We start from the raw sequence: 16,046 nt of genomic DNA, 5'->3' as shown, positions 1-16,046 counted from the left end.
GCGGTCATCGCCGGCCACCGGCCCGCGCGGCGATCGCGTCCCGGTACAGCGACTCGTAGGCCGTCGTGACGGAGTCGAGGGTGAAGGCGACCGAGCGCCGACTGCCGGCGTCCGCCAGCGCGTCGCGGCGGGCGTCGTCCAGGAGCAGCCCGGCCAGCTCGGGGCCGAGCCGGTCGTCGGGCACGAGCAGGCCGGCCCGCCCGTCCTCGGTGACGTACCGCGAGCCGGGGTTGGGCGTGGCCACGACGGGCAGCCCGGACGCCATGGCCTCGGCGTACGGGATCCCGAAGCCCTCGTAGGACGACGGCAGGCAGAAGACCCAGGCCCGGGCGTAAAGCGAGGCGAGCTCCTCGTCGCTGACCCGACCGAGCACCTTGATGGCGGGCGGCAGGCCGTCGGGGACGTCGCGCGAGACCATCCACAGCTCGGCGTCGGGGACGACCGGGAGCACGTGCTCCTGGAAGGCCTCCGCCAGCAGCTGCCCCCGCTTACGCCCCGCCCAGGTGCCGACGAAGAGGACGGCGGGCCGCTCGGATCGCGGCTCGCCGCCGGGGTGCACCGGGAGGCTGACGCCGTTCGGGATCACCGTGCGCACCCAGGGCGTCCACTTGCGGGTGCCCGGCGACACCAGGACGGTCCGGTCGGCCACCAGGCTGGCGAGCACCTCGCTGAAGCCGAGCAGCACCATCCGCGCCCGCTCGACGGTCCCGCGGATGTGCAGCGCCTCCTCGAAGCACGAGCCGTGCAGGGTGCGGACGTGGGCCCGCGCCCGGCGCCCCCACATCCAGTAGTCGTCGCCGTGCGCGTGCAGGACGTCGTACGACGAGAGGTCGAGGCGGCGCAGCTGGGTCGCGAACCGGAAGGTCCGCAGGCTCCCTCGCGGGGCGACCAGCCGGTGGCCGTACTCGGCGCCCTCGACCGGCGGGCAGGCGCTGAGGACGGTCACATCGTGGCCGCGCCGCACCAGCTCGGTGGCCAGGGCGTGGACCTGGTACCCGACACCGATCTTGCTGCCGCTCGGGAGGTAGTAGGAGATCATCGCGATCCTGAGGGGTTCACCGGCCACGGGCCAGCTCCTCCTTGAGCACCTGCAACCAGCCGTGGCCGTCGCGCAGGTCCGGCTCGAGGTGGTTGCCCTCCGCCCACTCGTTCCACGACTTGACCCAGAGCAGCCGCTCGTCGGCCGGGCGGTCGCGGACCGCGTCGACCGCGGCCCGCACGTGCGGACGGAACCGCTCGGGCGAGGCGCCGTGCAGGACGACGCCCCGGCGGCCCGAGCGCGGGCTGTTGTCCCAGTTCGGGTAGACCGCGGGCTGGTAGTGCGTCGGGTCGAGACCGTCGGCCAGCGGGAGCGGCTCGGTCGCGTAGGGGTAGACCTCGAGGCCGCGCAGCAGCTTGCGCCGGGCCCGCATCGCCAGCACGTCGCGCGGCGTGGTGCGGGCGGGCAGCCGCATGTAGACCGACGCGTCGAACCCGTCCTTCGCGCCGTCGACGTACTTCGGCCCGTGACCGAGCAGGTCGCTCGTCTCGGCCACCAGGTACAGGCCGTCCAGGCCCGCGCGCCGGGCCAGGGCCTGCCAGCGGTCCACGAAGCCGGCCGGGTCGGGCAGCTCCTCGGGCCGGAAGACGTAGAACACCGCCCGGCCGTCCACGCGCAGGTAGCGGTCGTCGCGGAACGCCGGCAGGACGGTGGCGAAGTGCGCCTCCTCGTCCTCGGTCCCGGGGTAGGTCTGCTCGATGAGCACGCGGTCGGCGGCGCCGTGCCAGATGCCCGTCCAGGTCTGGTTGGCCCAGCCCAGGCAGAACGACACCGACGGCTCGCCGGACGCCAGCACCTCGGCGAACGGCCGCTCCAGCACGCGCCGCCCGTTGCCGAACCAGTAGTGCCAGTAGCAGAACGCCTCGACGCCGTACCGCTGCGCGAGGGCGGACTGCTCCTCACGTACCTGCGGCAGGCGGAGGTCGTAGAAGCCCAGGTCCGCGGGCAGTGTCGGCTGCCGGTGACCGGGGTACAGCGGCCGGGCCTTCGCGGTGTTGGTCCACTCGGTGAAGCCGGGGCCCCACCACTCGTCGTTCTCCGGGACCGGGTGGAACTGGGGCAGGTAGAAAGCGACGGCCCGGGCGGCCAGACCCTCAGTCACGTGCTCTCACTCCCGGTGCTCGGCTGCAGCTGACGGACCACCCCGCCTCTCGGTCTTTACTTCCCACGAGGCTAGCCGACCGGGCCGGTGCCGGTGGGCGCTTCACGGCAGGTCGAGCAGCTCGTCGAGCCGGTCCAGCGCGGGGGAATCCTGCGTGAACTTCCGGGCGAACCACCGCCCTGAGGCCCGGGCCTCGTCGAGGTCGTCGAGGCCCAGGTCGTCGGGGTGCGCGGAGGCCTGCCAGCGCGCGAAGTGGAGCATCTCCGGTCGCACGACGATGTCCGGGTCGTTCATCAGGACGGTGTGCGCGAAGCCCTCGGACGGCGTCGGGGTGCGCACGAAGTGCCGCAGCACGCGAGGCGGCGCCGTCAGCAGGGCGCGCACGGCCGTCCCGTCGACCGCGAAGAGGTCGTTGCCGCGGTGGACGTCGCGGAGTCGGTACGGCCGCGCGAGGACGGGCCGTTCGATCGTGGGCCGCAGGCCGTGCGGCATCGGGGCCCAGGTCAAGCCGGGCACGAGGCGGACCAGCTTCCCCGTCGCCCCTCGCGCGGCGAACGCCGGGACCCGGTGGCTGCGCCGGACGTAGCGGCGCCGCAGGTTCCACTCCTCGGGCGTGTCCGGGGTCTCCTCGAGCAGCGCGTTGGCGCCACTGGTCGCGAGGTGTGCCTCGTACTCGGCCAGCGGGCGGAGCGGGTAGTCCTGCCCGGACAGGGTGGTCACCCACTGCTCCGGGCCGGGGTCCAGCCGCCGGTACGCCGCCAGGATCGACAGCAGGTACGAGCCGTCGCCCCACGACACCGGCGTGGGCGTCGGCCACCAGGTCGCTCGCAGCGGCTCGAGCCGGCCGTCGTCGAGGGGCGCCGACTTGCGGTCGTGGCTCACCACCACGCCCGCCTCCGGGGACAGCGACCGCAACCGGGCGACCAGCCGGTAGAGCTGCTCGGGGTTCCGGTAGCTGGTCACCAGGTAGGTGAACCGCGGCGTCACCACGACGGCCGTCCCTTCTGCTCGTGGCCGGGGCGCCGGAGCGCGCCACGCCAGCGGTGGACGACCGGCTCGGGCACGGCCGCGGCCAGGCGGTGCCGCCATCGCGGGAGCAACGCGAGCCCCGCGGCGTACACCCGGAGCGCCGCGCGCGGACTGCCCGTCTGGCGCAGCACCGTCCACCAGGCCTGCCGCAGCTCCGTGGAGTACGACGGGCCGTACGACGCCAGCGGCGGCGCCTGGTCCCGGTAGGTGTCCCAGGCGATGCGGCGGCCCCGCAGGATGGCGAGCGCCGGCTCGGGGCCCGGGTTGCGCGAGTCCTGCCCGCCGTGGAGGCGGTAGAGCTCGAGCCGCTCGCGCACCAGGTGCCACTCGGTGCGCGCGGCGACGTGGCAGAAGAGCAGGTGGTCGTCCCCCGGCGTGAGCCCGGCCGGCACGGGAGGCAGGGACTGCAGGATGTCGGTGGCCACCATCGAGGTGCCGATGACCCCGCGGTTGCGCTCCATCAGCAGCGCCAGGCTCTGGCCCTCGATGTCGAGGTAGTCCAGGTCGTTGCGCGGCTCGGCGGTGCGCGCCGCCCGCTCCAGCTCGGCCAGGTCGTGGCCGACCATCTCCGGCTGCTGCCCGAAGAGACCCGAGGCGTCGCCGGACTCCGCGAACATCCAGTAGCCGGCCCGGACCGCCCGGCACTCCGGGTGCTCGTCGACGTAGGCGAACAGCCGCTCCTGCTTGGTCGGCAGCCACAGGTCGTCGTCGTCGAGCAGCGCGACCCAGGTGCTGGTCGCGGCCTCGATGCCCGCCTGGCGCGCAACGGCGGCCCCACCCCGTCGCTCGCGGACGATGACGTCCACGCCACCGCGGTCGCGCAGCCGCTCCCCCGCGTGCTCGTCCCCGTCGACCACGACGATCGTCCTGGTCGGTGGCACGGTCTGGGCGGCGACGCTGTCGAGCGCGGCCACGAGGTAGTCCCAGTGCCGGCCCGACGTCGGCACGACGACGTCGTAGTCCCTGCTGGCTGCCACGGTCCCGATCTTCTCGTGGATCAGTCGGCGCTCGACGAGGCGTGCCCCGCGTGCACGGGCGCCTGCTGCGCACGCCGGCCGGACAGGGCGCGCTGGGCCGGCACCTCGACCAGGTGGTGCAGCGCCGCAGCGAAGACCGCCGCCATCGCGAGGGCGACCGCGGCCTCGACCATCGGGGACACGCCCGGGTCGAGGTGGACGACCAGGTCGATGCCGAACTGGTGGACGAGGTAGAAGCAGAACGACACCTGGCCGGCGTACACGAGCAGCGGATGGGCCAGGACGCCCGCCCGTCCGCGGAGGTCGGCGGTGGCCGCGGCCCAGACGAGCAGGAAGTACGACGGCACCATCAGGTAGTCGGGGAGCGGGAAGTCCTCGGAGAAGAAGCGGCGGACCAGGTACCAGTTGACCGCCAGCGCGACCAGCGCGAGCGGCAGCGAGAGCCGGGCCAGCGCGCCACGCTGGACGAGGACGGCTAGCACGATCCCGAGCAGGAACTCGCCGAGGCGGAGTGCCGGGTTGACGTAGGCGAGCCGGACACCGTGGTCCGCGGCGATTGCCCAGGTCGTGAAGCCGGCCCCGACCAGGTACGCCGCTGTCGCGGCCACGGCGAAGACGCCGAGGCGCCGCCGGGCCACCACGGCGAGCACGGGCCAGAGGAGGTAGAAGAACGCCTCGCAGGCCAGCGACCAGGTGACGCCGTTGATCCCGAACTGGATGGTGTCACTGGGGTGCCACGCCTGCACCAGGAACAGGTTCAGCACCCACTCCAGCGGACCGCCGAACCCCAGCGCGATACCGGCGACGACCGTGGACACGAGGTACGCCGGGTACACCCGGGCGAACCGCCGCCGGTAGAACCGGGTGGCCGGCGTCCCGGGGCGAGTGGCCCAGGTGAGCACGAAGCCCGAGAGGATGAAGAAGAACCCGACGCCGGCGTACCCGAGGCCGAAGAGCTTGCGGACCGCCGGGAGGTCGAACGCCGTCCCGGCGTGGAAGCCGAAGACCGCCAGCGCCGCGAACGCGCGCAGCGACGTCAGGCGCGCGAGGTCGAGGACCGGCGCCGCCCCACGTGTGGTGGTCTCGGACACCCGAGCAGGGTTTCACGTCCCGCAGCGCCCCGAGGCGCTTCGACGCATGTCGGCGGTCCGGCGGTCGTGCCGCTCAGACGGCGATGGCGACCTCGGCGATCGACCCCGTCTGGGCGATCACCTTCTTGTCGACCGCCTCGGCCCGCGGGGCCAGGGTCCGCAGCGTCCACTCGCCGTCGCCGGCGAAGAACCTGAAGTGGCCCTCCTCGTTGGTGGGCACCTCCGCGGTGAACTCGCCGGTCCGGTCGAGCAGCCGCACGTAGGCGTTCTCGACGGGGACGCCCTCGCGCACCACCTGGCCCTGGATGATGGCCTCCTTGGCCACGTTGACGCCGTTCAGCGACAACCCGCCCAGCTTCGCTCCGCAGCTCATGCCTCGCCCCTCTCGTCACCCAGGGAGACCGGCACGCCGACGAGCGAGCCGTACTCCGTCCAGGAACCGTCGTAGTTCTTCACGTTCGCCTCGTCGAGCAGCTCGTGGAACACGAACCACGTGTGCGACGAGCGCTCGCCGATGCGGCAGTACGCGATGGTGTCCTTGCTCCAGTCGACACCGGCCTCGGTGTAGATCTGCTTCAGCTCGTCGTCGGACCGGAAGGTGCCGTCGTCGTTGGCCGCCTTGCTCCACGGCACGTTGGCCGCGGTCGGGATGTGACCGGCGCGCTGGGCCTGCTCCTGCGGCAGGTGGGCCGGGGCGAGCAGCCGGCCGGCGTACTCGTCGGGGCTGCGCACGTCGACCAGGTTCTTCACGCCGATCGCGTCGACGACCTCGTCGCGGAACGCGCGGATGCTCGTGTCCTGGTCCTGGGCGGAGTACGTCGTGGCGGGCCGCTCGGGCACGTCGGAGACCAGCTCGCGGGAGTCGAGCTCCCACTTCTTGCGCCCGCCGTCGAGGAGCTTGACGTCCTGGTGGCCGTAGAGCTTGAAGTACCAGTAGGCGTAGGCCGCGAACCAGTTGTTGTTGCCGCCGTAGAGCACCACGGTGTCGTCGTTGCCGACGCCCTTGGAGCTCAGCAGCGCCTCGAACTGCTCCTTGTTGATGAAGTCGCGACGGACCTGGTCCTGCAGGTCGGTCGTCCAGTCGAGCTTGATGGCGCCCGTGATGTGGCCCTTGTCGTAGGCCGACGTGTCCTCGTCGACCTCGACGAGCACGATGTTGTCGTCGCCGAGGTGGTCCTCGACCCACTGGGCGGAGACGAGGGTGTTCTCGCGGCTCATGTGGTGCTCCTTGTCGTTGCTGCGATAAGCGGGGTGGGAATCCGGAGGTAGACCTCGCAGCCGAGGCAGAGGCCGATGGTGGCGTTGAGCAGCGCGGCCACGAGGGCGAACCCGGTGGCCACGTAACCGAGGGCGTCGACACCGGTGAGGAAGCCGACGAGGCCCACCAGCGCGAACACCAGACCGACCCCCTGGGCGAAGCGGGGCGGCGTGGCGTCCTCGGTGTGGCTGGGCGGCCCCAGCCGGGGGCGGACCACCGAGCGGTAGACCGCGGCGACCGGCGTCCGCTGCACCCCGAGGGCGACGGCGGTCGCGAACAGCGCCGCCTGCAGGGACAGCAGCGTGACCGCCAGGGCACCCGGAGCGGTCGCCAGCGCCGCCACGAGCACGACGCTCGTCACGGACGCGGCGAACCGCTGGCCGCGGGGATCGATCTGGGTGGACATGACACTCCTGGGGGTCGTCGACGACGGGCGTGCGCTGAAGGGCACGAGGGCAGCGGGCGCGACGAAGAAGGGTGGGCCTCAGGCCCGGGCGCGACCGCTCAGCGCATCCGACACAGCGCCGAGCGCACGCGGCAGTGGTCCACTGCGCGGCGCTTGGTCAGCATGGTCGAGGACATGGCGGCAACTGTAGGGCGGCAGCGGGGGTTCCACCTACGAAACGTCTCAAATCGCGGATGGGGTGTCCGAGATGTGGACATCAGGACACCCGGGCCAGCGCGGCCAGCACCTGGTCGCGAGCGGGCAGCCCGGACGCCCGCGACACCTCGTGCCCGTCCGGGTCGAGGATGAGGGTGGTCGGGGTCCGCAGGACGTGCAGGGCGCGGACCACCTCGAGGTGCTGCTCGGCGTCGACCTCCAGGTGGGTCACGCCGGGCACCAGGTCGACGACCTCGCCCAGGACCCGGCGGGTGGCCCGGCACGGCGCGCAGAACGCCGAGGAGAACTGGAGCAGCGTGGCGCGGTCGCCGAGAGGGACGTCGATGCCGGCGCCGGTCAGCACGCTCGCGGTCGTCGGGGCCGCCGGCGTACCGGCCTCGGCGCCGCGGCGGCGGTGGAAGCGTCCGTCGGTGCGCACGCGGTAGACGGCGAAGCCGACGACCAGCAGCAGGCAGGCGAGCACCACCCACAGTCCGGTCGTCATGTACGCCGCAACCCGGGGAGGGCGCGGCTCATTCCGCCTGGTCAGTCATCCGCCCGCGAACGGCGGCAGGAACTCGACCGTCTGCCCGGGCTCGACGACCACGTCGGCCGGGTCCAGCGAGCCGACCGGCCGGTCGCCGACGAGCACCGAGCAGGCTCCCAGGACCGCCTCCAGCCGGGTGCCCGGGTGCAGCGCGACCGCGTGGTCACGCAGGTCGGCCAGGCTCACCGGGCCGTCGACCTCGACGGCGTCGGACGCGACACCGGCGGCGGCGCGGGCCGACGCCCAATAACGGACAGTGACCGTCCCGGCGCTCATGGGCGGATATCCTTCCTCATCGGCCAAGGACGTCCGAGCTTCCCCGAACGAGCCTGACAGCCCCGATCCCGCCCACGCGGAGGAGTGCCACGTTGAGCACCCTGCTCCTGCTGACCAACGCCCTCCAGCCCTCGGTCGAGGTGCTGCCCGGACTCTCCCTCCTGGGTCACCAGGTCAAGATCCTCCCGGCCGAGGGCAGCGCGCTGCTGGAGGCGCCGGACTCCGACCTGCTCCTCGTGGACGGCCGCCTCGAGCTGGCCCACGCCCGTGACCTGTGCCGGCTGATCCGCACCACCGGCACCGACATCCCGGTGCTCCTCATCGTCACCGAGGGCGGGCTGGCCGTCGTGACCCACGACTGGGGCATGGACGACGTGGTGCTGCACACCTCCGGCCCCGCCGAGCTCGAGGCCCGCGTCCGGCTGGCCATCGGCCGGCTCGCCGCTCGCCGTGACGCCGACGACCCCGAGGCCCACGTCATCCGGTCCGGCGAGGTCGTCGTCGACGACGCGTCGTACACGGCCAAGGTCGGCGGTCGCTCGCTCGACCTGACGTTCAAGGAGTTCGAGCTCCTCAAGTACCTCGCCCAGCACCCGGGCCGCGTCTTCAGCCGCCAGCAGCTGCTCCAGGAGGTTTGGGGCTACGACTACTTCGGCGGCACCCGCACCGTCGACGTGCACGTCCGCCGGCTGCGCGCCAAGCTCGGCCCCGAGCACGAGACGCTCATCGGCACGGTCCGCAACGTCGGCTACCGGTTCGTCGTCCCCACCCCTGCCGCAGCGGTCCGGGAGGGCCAGGACGCCTAGAGTCCAGGCGTGGACCTGGCTGACATCGAGGCGATCTCCGCGGCGTCGGCCGAGGCCGACGGGCTCGAGCCGCTCGACGAGGGCGCCTGGCGACGGCTGCGGCACCACGGCGGCGAGCTGACGACGTACGTCGAGCCGGGGCGCGGCTTCTCGGCGGTCGACGGCGACCAGGTCCACCTGGTCGTCGCGCCCGAGGCACGCGGCCACGGCGTCGGCGGCCGTCTGCTCGCGACCGCCCTCGGCGACCGTGTCGGACCCTGGCAGGCGTGGTCGCACGGCGACCACCCGGCGGCCGCCGCGCTCGCGCGGTCCACCGGGTTCGAGCGGACCCGCGCGTTGTGGGTGATGCGCAGGTCCCTGGCCGGCGCCGAGGAGCTGCGCCCTCTCGACCTGCGCGCACCGAGCCTGACGATCCGGTCCTTCGAGCCCGGCGACGAGGCCGAGCTGCTGCGCGTCAACGCCGCGGCGTTCGCCCACCACCCCGAGCAGGGCTCGATGGACGCCGTGGACCTGGCGGAGCGGATGGCCGAGCCGTGGTTCGACCCGGCCGACCTGGTCGTCGCGGCGGAGGGCGACCGGATGTACGGGTTCCACTGGACCAAGCGGCACTCGGCGACGCTGGGCGAGGTGTACGTCATGGCCGTCGACCCCGAGGTCCACGGGCGCGGGCTGGGCAACGCGCTCCTCGACGTCGGGCTGCGGCACCTGCGGTCCCGCGGGCTGGAGGACGTGCTGCTCTACGTCGAGTCCGACAACCTGCCGGCCATCGGGCTCTACGAGAAGCTCGGCTTCACGCACGCGCCGACCGACACGCACGTGATGTACACCCGAGGGGTCAGCGCGCCCGGGAGCTGAAGGAGGCCGCGCTGTGCGGCCGGCCCGACGACGTCCGTCGTGCGGAGCCCTGGCCCTGACCGCGACCGCCGGCCGGCTTGCGTCGGCGAGGACGACCACCGCCGGGCTTGCCGCCGCCGGTGGAACCGGCGGCGCCGCCACGGCTGCCACCACTCGTGCCGCGTCCCCGCGGCGCCGGCTTCTCCGCGTCGGCCACCAGGCCGCCGCGCAGGCTGCGCTCACCGGGGGCGAGCGTGCGGAGCACCGCGGCATCGACCCCGGCCACGCGGGTCGTGGTCGGCTGGACCCCGGCCGCCTTGGTGAGGGTCCGCACCTCGCGGACCTGGTCGTCGGTCATCAGGGTGACGACGGTGCCCTCGGCGCCGGCCCGCGCCGTACGGCCGGAGCGGTGCAGGTAGGCCTTGTGCTCGGCCGGCGGGTCGGCGTGCACGACGAGCGACACGTCGTCGACGTGGATGCCGCGCGCGGCCACGTCGGTCGCGACCAGGGTGGTGGCGCGGCCGGAGTGGAAGGCCTCCATGTTGCGCGTCCGCGCGCCCTGGCTGAGGTTGCCGTGCAGGTCGACGGTCGGGACGCCGAGCTTGTTGAGCTGCTTGGCGAGCTGCTTGGCGCGGTGCTTGGTGCGGGTGAAGACGACCGTGCGTCCCGGCGCGCTGGCCAGGTCGAGCAGCACGGGCACCCGCTGCTCGTGCTGGATGTGCAGCACGTGGTGGGCCATCGTGGCGATCGGCGACTGCGCCGAGTCGGCCTGGTGGGTCTTGGGGCTGCGGAGGAACTGGCGCACCAGCCCGTCGACGGCCTTGTCGAGCGTGGCCGAGAAGAGCAGCCGCTGGCCGGTCGTCGGCGTCTGGCCGAGCAGGCGGCGTACGACCGGCAGGAACCCGAGGTCGGCCATGTGGTCGGCCTCGTCGAGCACGGTGATCTCGACGTCGCGGAGGCTGCAGTGGCCCTGGCCGATCAGGTCCTCGAGACGGCCGGGGCAGGCGAGCACGATGTCGGCGGTCTTGAGGCCGCGCACCTGCGGGTGCTGGCCGACGCCGCCGAAGACGGTCTGGGTGCGCAGGCCGGCCGCATCGGCGAGCGGGCGCAGCGCCGCGTCGATCTGGCCGACCAGCTCGCGGGTCGGGGCCAGGACGAGGGCGCGGGGTGCACCGGGGCGGGTACGGCGCGGGCTGGCCGCGAGGCGGGCCACGAGCGGCAGCAGGAAGGCGTAGGTCTTGCCCGAGCCGGTGCGGCCGCGGCCGAGCACGTCGCGTCCGGCCAGGGAGTCGGGCAGCGTGGCCGCCTGGATGGGGGTGGGGTCGGTGATGGACAGGCCGGCCAGGACGGTCGCGAGGTTCGCGGGCACGCCGAGGTCGGTGAAGGACACGCTGGAAGACAAGGGAGAACAACTCTCAGTGGGGATGGTGCGCCGCCACGAGGAGTCGTACGACGCGAGCGGCCCGGGACCAGATCGGTCCGGCCGCTGGGGCCAAGCGTACCGGCGGTACGGATGGACCGGAGAATCGTCAGCGCCACCTGACGTTCACCTCCCGGTGCCACACTGACGTCCATGACCGTCCCCCGAGCGGTGACCAGCCCCGCCGACGACCTGGTGCCGGCGGAGGGCGGGGTCCACGAGACGTTCGAGGTCGAGCCGCCGTACGTGCCTGACGCCGAGGCTCTGCAGCACCTCGCGAAGTACGAGGACCGGTTCCTGGACCGCGAGCTGTCCTGGTTGCGCTTCAACCTGCGGCTGCTCGGGATGGCCGAGGACGAGTCGCTGCCGCTGCTCGAGCGGGTGCGCTCGCTGGCGTTCTTCGCCAGCAACCTCGACGAGTTCTTCATGGTGCGCGTGGCCGGCCTCAAGCGCCGGATGGCGGCCGGCATGGCGGTCCGCGCGGCCTCCGGGCTCATGCCTCGCGACATCCTCGAGGCGATCTGGACCCGGACGACCGAGCAGATGCAGCGGCACGCGACGTTCTTCCGCGACGACATCGTGCCCGCGCTCTCGGCCGCCGGCATCGACCTGGTGCGCTGGGAGGACCTGGACCGCGAGGAGCAGAAGTTCGCCAAGCGGTTCTTCAAGGACCGCGTCTTCCCCGTACTCACCCCGCTCGCGGTGGACCCGGCCCACCCGTTCCCCTACATCTCCGGCCTCTCGCTGAACATGGCGGTGCTGGTGCGCAACCCCAAGACCGGCAAGGAGCACTTCGCGCGGGTGAAGGTGCCGCCGACGTTCAGCCGGTTCGTGGCGCTGGGCAACCAGCGCTTCGTGCCGCTGGAGGACGTGATCGGCGAGCACCTCAAGCGCCTCTTCCCGGGCATGGAGGTCCTCCAGGTCCACACCTTCCGCGTCACCCGCAACGAGGACCTCGAGGTCGAGGAGGACGACGCGGAGAACCTCCTCCAGGCCCTGGAGAAGGAGCTGCTGCGCCGCCGGTTCGGCCCGCCGGTGCGGCTCGAGGTCGAGGAGACGATCACCTCGCAGGTGCTGGAGCTGCTCACCTCCGAGCTCGGCATCTCCCCGCAGGAGGTCGTGCGGGTGCCCGGCCCGCTGGACCTGCGCGGCCTGCACGACATCGCCGACCTGCCGCGCGAGGACCTCAAGTACCCCGCGTTCGTGCCGATCACCCACGGCAACCTGACCGAGGTCGAGTCGGCCTCGCCCATCGACGTGTTCGAGGCGGCCCGGCGCCACGACGTCCTGCTCCACCACCCCTACGACTCGTTCGCGACGTCGGTGCAGCGCTTCCTCGAGCAGGCCGCCGCCGATCCGCACGTGCTGGCGATCAAGCAGACGCTCTACCGCACGTCGGGTGACTCGCCGATCATCGACGCCCTCGTCGACGCGGCCGAGTCCGGCAAGCAGGTGCTGGCGCTGATCGAGATCAAGGCCCGCTTCGACGAGTCCGCCAACATCCGCTGGGCGCGCAAGCTGGAGCACGCGGGCTGCCACGTGGTGTACGGGCAGGTCGGGCTGAAGACCCACTGCAAGCTGGCGATGGTGGTGCGTGACGAGCCCGAGGGCATCCGCCGCTACACCCACATCGGCACCGGCAACTACAACCCGAAGACAGCGCGCTCCTACGAGGACCTCGGCCTGATCACCACCAACGAGGCCATCGGCGAGGACGTCGCCAACCTGTTCAACAACCTCAGCGGCTACAGCCGCAAGCCGTCGTACGACCAGCTGCTCGTCGCCCCGGACTCCGTGCGCGACGGGCTGGTCGCCCGGATCCACGACGAGATCACCCACCACCGCGCGGGCCGCCCGGCAGGGATCCGGATGAAGGCCAACTCGATCGTCGACGAGGCCACCATCGACGCGCTGTACCTCGCCGCCCAGGAGGGCGTGCCCGTCCAGCTGCTCGTGCGCGGCATCTGCGCGCTGCGCCCCGGCGTACCTGGGCTGTCGGAGTCGATCGAGGTGCGCTCGATCCTGGGACGGTTCCTCGAGCACAGCCGGGTCTTCTGGTTCGACAACGGAGGCGAGCCGGAGGCCTGGATCGGGTCGGCCGACCTGATGCACCGCAACCTCGACCGCCGCGTGGAGGTGCTGGTCAAGCTGCCCGGCGCCGACAGCATCGCCCAGGTGGAGCGGCTGCTCGACCTGGCCTTCGACCCCGACACCCGCGCGTGGTTGCTGCACCGCGACGGCTCGTGGGAGCTGAACGACGGCAAGGTCCACCTCCAGGAGAGCCTGATCGAGACGCACCGGCGTCGCGCCTGACCGACGACCCCGAGTTGCACCCCGGCGGGACCGGGGGCAACGATGGTGAACTGTCCGTGCCCGCCAGTGCACCAGTCAGTTCAGGAGTGCTCCTGTGGCCTTCTCCCTCCGTCCCGTGGACGGCGCCTTCTACCAGCTCTTCTCGGAGTCGGCGCAGCACCTGGTCAAAGGTTCCGCGCTGCTTGCGGAGATGTTCGCCGACGGCACCGACCGTGCCGCCAAGGCCAAGGAGATGCGCGAGGCCGAGAGCGCGGCCGACCGCACCACCCGCGAGATCGTCCAGCGCGTCAACAAGACCTTCGTGACGCCGTTCGACCGCGAGGACATCCACGACCTCGCCTACCGGCTCGACGACGTGATGGACGAGATGGAGAAGGCCGCCGACCTCATCAACCTCTACGAGGTCGCCGAGTTCCCGGCCGAGTTCGCCAAGCAGGTCGACCTGATCCAGCGCTGCGCCGAGCTGACGGCCGCGGCGATGCCGCGGCTGCAGACGCTGGACGTCGACGAGTACTGGCTGGAGATCGGCCGGCTGGAGAAGGCTGGCGACAAGAGCTACCGGCGCATGATCACCAAGCTCTTCGGCGGCCAGTACGACGCCATCGAGGTCCTCAAGCTGAAGGACGTCGTGGACACGCTCGAGGCGACCATCAACGCCTTCGAGACGGTCGCCAAGGAAGTGGAGCAGATCGCGGTCAAGGAGTCCTGACCTGTGGGTGCGTCTCCCTATCCCATGGCCTGCTGCGCGCCGCCTCGTCGGCACCTGGACTGCCCCGTTGATTCAGTCGTCAGTCGCCATGACCGTGTCAATGTCTGGGTCATGTCTCCCTCCTCCGCCTTGCCAGGCGCTCGACGAGCCGACGCTCGCGACGGCCGAGGATAGGGAGACCCACCCATGGAACTTGCGATCCTGATCGGGGTCGTCGTCGTCGCTCTCGCGTTCGACTACACCAACGGCTTCCACGACGCGGCCAACGCGATCGCCACGTCGATCTCCACGCGGGCGCTGACGCCCCGGGTCGCGCTGACCCTGGCTGCCGTCATGAACTTCGTCGGCGCGCTGCTGGGGCAGAAGGTGGCGCACACGGTCAGCGACACCATCGCCACCGACGGCTTCTCGGTCAACCACGGCCTGACCATCGTGCTGTGCGGACTGCTGGGCGCCATCATCTGGAACCTCACCACGTGGTGGTTCGGCCTGCCCTCGTCGTCGTCGCACGCGCTCATCGGCGGCCTCGTGGGCTCGGCGCTCGCCTCCGGCGCGATCGTGCACTGGAAGACCATCGTGGACAAGGTGCTGATCCCGATGGTGGCCTCGCCGCTGGTCGGCTTCGCCCTGGCCTTCCTGGTGATGCTGACGTTCATGTGGGTGCTGCGGAACCGCAACCCCCGCAAGGTCAGCCGCACCTTCCGGATGCTCCAGACGGTCTCGGCCGCCGCCCTCGCCCTCGGACACGGCCTCCAGGACGCCCAGAAGACGATGGGCGTCATCTTCCTGGCCCTCATCACCACCGGCCATGCCTCGGCCGACGACCGGCTCCCGCTCTGGGTCGTGCTGGCCGCCGCCGGCGCCATCTCCGCCGGCACGTACTCCGGTGGCTGGCGCATCATGCGCACGATGGGCCGCAAGATCATCGACCTCGACCCTGCCCGCGGGTTCTCCGCCGAGAGCGTGGGGGCCGCCGTCCTCTACACCACGGCCTACGCCTTCCAAGCCCCCATCTCCACCACCCATGTCATCACCTCGGCGATCATGGGCGCCGGCGCCACGCGTCGCCTCTCCGCCGTCCGCTGGGGCATGGCCCGCTCGATCATCACCGCCTGGGTGCTGACGTTCCCGATGGCCGGCCTCGCCGCCGCCCTCTGCTACGCCATCGCCCATCTGTTCCTGCCGTAGCCCGACGAGCGGTGACCTGAGGTCGCTTCGACGTGCGCAGACCGACCCGCACCCACCGCCGGCGGTCGCGACCTACCCGAAGCGACCCGAGATGTAGGCCTCCGTCGACGGCTCGTCGGGGTTGCTGAACATCTTCTTGGTCGGGTTGAACTCGACCAGGTGGCCGGGCTGGCCGGCGGCCTTGAGGTTGAAGAAGCCGGTCTCGTCGGAGACACGGGCGGCCTGCTGCATGTTGTGGGTGACGATGACGATCGTGTACCGCTCCTTGAGCTCGTGGATCAGGTCCTCGATCGCCGAGGTCGAGATCGGGTCGAGCGCGGAGCACGGCTCGTCCATCAGCAGCACCTCGGGCTCGACCGCGATCGCCCGGGCGATGCAGAGGCGCTGCTGCTGGCCGCCGGAGAGGCCCTGGCCGGGCTTGCCGAGCCGGTCCTTGACCTCGTTCCAGAGGTTGGCGCCCTTCAGCGAGCGCTCCACGATCCCGTCCGCGTCGGACTTCGACAGCTTGCGGGAGTTCAGGCGCGAGCCGGCCAGCACGTTGTCGTAGATCGACAGCGTGGGGAACGGGTTCGGGCGCTGGAAGACCATGCCGATGGAGCGGCGTACGGCGACCGGGTCGACCTCGGGGCCGTACAGGCTCTGCCCGTCGACCATCACCTTGCCCTCGACGCGGGCGCCGGGGATGACCTCGTGCATGCGGTTCAGGGACCGCAGCATGGTGGACTTGCCGCACCCGGACGGGCCGATGAACGCGGTCACCGACTTCGCCTTGATGGTCATCGAGACGCCCTCGACGGCGAGGAAGTCGCCGTAGTAGATGTTCAGGTCGGAGACGTCGATGCTCTTGGCCATGGTG

The 16,046-nt window shown here is 71.9% G+C and carries 17 protein-coding genes; 5 read left to right on the top strand and 12 right to left on the bottom strand.

Features of this window, described 5'->3' with window-relative positions; all coding sequences use genetic code 11:
- Positions 1–4 precede the first annotated feature (4 nt).
- The 10 genes from ISU07_RS19850 to ISU07_RS19805 form a co-directional block, all read right to left on the bottom strand.
- Positions 5–1,066: a glycosyltransferase family 4 protein gene (locus ISU07_RS19850; RefSeq protein ID WP_194708571.1), complete on the bottom strand. Its 1,062-nt coding sequence runs from the start codon at positions 1,064–1,066 to the stop codon at positions 5–7.
- Positions 1,056–2,141, bottom strand: coding sequence for a glycosyltransferase WbsX family protein (locus ISU07_RS19845; protein WP_323742723.1), 1,086 nt, complete (start codon positions 2,139–2,141; stop codon positions 1,056–1,058). The genes ISU07_RS19850 and ISU07_RS19845 overlap by 11 nt, the downstream gene beginning before the upstream one ends.
- A gap of 102 nt (positions 2,142–2,243) precedes the next feature.
- Positions 2,244–3,131, bottom strand: a complete 888-nt coding sequence (locus ISU07_RS19840) for a hypothetical protein (RefSeq protein WP_194708570.1) — start codon at positions 3,129–3,131, stop codon at positions 2,244–2,246.
- A complete protein-coding gene (locus tag ISU07_RS19835; protein WP_194708569.1) occupies positions 3,125–4,147 on the bottom strand; it encodes a glycosyltransferase family A protein in 1,023 nt (340 codons plus the stop codon). The genes ISU07_RS19840 and ISU07_RS19835 overlap by 7 nt, the downstream gene beginning before the upstream one ends.
- Before the next feature lie 20 nt (positions 4,148–4,167).
- Positions 4,168–5,238: an acyltransferase family protein gene (locus ISU07_RS19830; RefSeq protein ID WP_194708568.1), complete on the bottom strand. Its 1,071-nt coding sequence runs from the start codon at positions 5,236–5,238 to the stop codon at positions 4,168–4,170.
- A gap of 73 nt (positions 5,239–5,311) precedes the next feature.
- Positions 5,312–5,611: a DUF1416 domain-containing protein gene (locus ISU07_RS19825; protein WP_194708567.1), complete on the bottom strand. Its 300-nt coding sequence runs from the start codon at positions 5,609–5,611 to the stop codon at positions 5,312–5,314.
- A complete protein-coding gene (locus ISU07_RS19820) occupies positions 5,608–6,456 on the bottom strand; it encodes a sulfurtransferase (RefSeq protein WP_194708566.1) in 849 nt (282 codons plus the stop codon). The genes ISU07_RS19825 and ISU07_RS19820 overlap by 4 nt, the downstream gene beginning before the upstream one ends.
- On the bottom strand, positions 6,453–6,902 hold the full coding sequence (locus tag ISU07_RS19815; RefSeq protein ID WP_194708565.1) for a DUF4395 domain-containing protein: 450 nt from the start codon (positions 6,900–6,902) through the stop codon (positions 6,453–6,455). Before ISU07_RS19815 ends, ISU07_RS19820 begins: the two co-directional genes overlap by 4 nt.
- A gap of 256 nt (positions 6,903–7,158) precedes the next feature.
- A complete protein-coding gene (locus ISU07_RS19810; protein WP_194708564.1) occupies positions 7,159–7,602 on the bottom strand; it encodes a TlpA family protein disulfide reductase in 444 nt (147 codons plus the stop codon).
- A 45-nt stretch (positions 7,603–7,647) separates the two neighbouring features.
- Complete coding sequence (locus ISU07_RS19805) at positions 7,648–7,920, bottom strand: MoaD/ThiS family protein (protein ID WP_194708563.1); 273 nt, start codon at positions 7,918–7,920, stop codon at positions 7,648–7,650.
- Positions 7,921–8,012: 92 nt separating this feature from the next.
- Here ISU07_RS19805 and ISU07_RS19800 point away from each other — a divergent pair, with 92 nt between their 5' ends.
- Together ISU07_RS19800 and mshD are read left to right on the top strand one after the other, a co-directional pair.
- The gene (locus ISU07_RS19800) at positions 8,013–8,726 is read left to right on the top strand and encodes a response regulator transcription factor (protein ID WP_194708562.1); all 714 of its coding nucleotides are present in this window, start codon (positions 8,013–8,015) and stop codon (positions 8,724–8,726) included.
- A gap of 9 nt (positions 8,727–8,735) precedes the next feature.
- Positions 8,736–9,581: a mycothiol synthase gene (gene mshD / locus ISU07_RS19795; protein ID WP_323742722.1), complete on the top strand. Its 846-nt coding sequence runs from the start codon at positions 8,736–8,738 to the stop codon at positions 9,579–9,581.
- Here the strand turns inward: mshD and ISU07_RS19790 are convergent.
- Positions 9,562–10,950, bottom strand: a complete 1,389-nt coding sequence (locus ISU07_RS19790; RefSeq protein WP_323742721.1) for a DEAD/DEAH box helicase — start codon at positions 10,948–10,950, stop codon at positions 9,562–9,564. The two genes, mshD and ISU07_RS19790, sit on opposite strands and share 20 nt — an antisense overlap.
- Positions 10,951–11,133: 183 nt before the next feature.
- Between ISU07_RS19790 and ISU07_RS19785 the strand changes: the two genes are divergently transcribed.
- The 3 genes from ISU07_RS19785 to ISU07_RS19775 all read left to right on the top strand — a co-directional run bounded on the left by ISU07_RS19785 (position 11,134) and on the right by ISU07_RS19775 (position 15,190).
- Positions 11,134–13,293 (top strand): RNA degradosome polyphosphate kinase, encoded by a 2,160-nt coding sequence (locus tag ISU07_RS19785; protein WP_194708560.1) that lies wholly within the window; start codon positions 11,134–11,136, stop codon positions 13,291–13,293.
- Positions 13,294–13,387: 94 nt separating this feature from the next.
- Positions 13,388–14,002, top strand: a complete 615-nt coding sequence (locus tag ISU07_RS19780; RefSeq protein ID WP_194708559.1) for a DUF47 domain-containing protein — start codon at positions 13,388–13,390, stop codon at positions 14,000–14,002.
- Between the two features lie 186 nt (positions 14,003–14,188).
- Positions 14,189–15,190 (top strand): inorganic phosphate transporter, encoded by a 1,002-nt coding sequence (locus ISU07_RS19775; protein ID WP_194708558.1) that lies wholly within the window; start codon positions 14,189–14,191, stop codon positions 15,188–15,190.
- A gap of 72 nt (positions 15,191–15,262) precedes the next feature.
- Here ISU07_RS19775 and pstB read toward each other — a convergent pair whose 3' ends face one another.
- A complete protein-coding gene (pstB, locus tag ISU07_RS19770) occupies positions 15,263–16,042 on the bottom strand; it encodes a phosphate ABC transporter ATP-binding protein PstB (protein WP_194708557.1) in 780 nt (259 codons plus the stop codon).
- Positions 16,043–16,046 lie beyond the last annotated feature (4 nt).

It is taken from the genome of Nocardioides islandensis, from assembly GCF_015352455.1.
GTDB classification, from domain to species: Bacteria; Actinomycetota; Actinomycetes; order Propionibacteriales; family Nocardioidaceae; genus Nocardioides; species Nocardioides islandensis.
The sequence above is the reverse complement of the archived record's forward strand: the minus strand, read 5'-3'. Positions and strand labels throughout refer to the sequence as shown.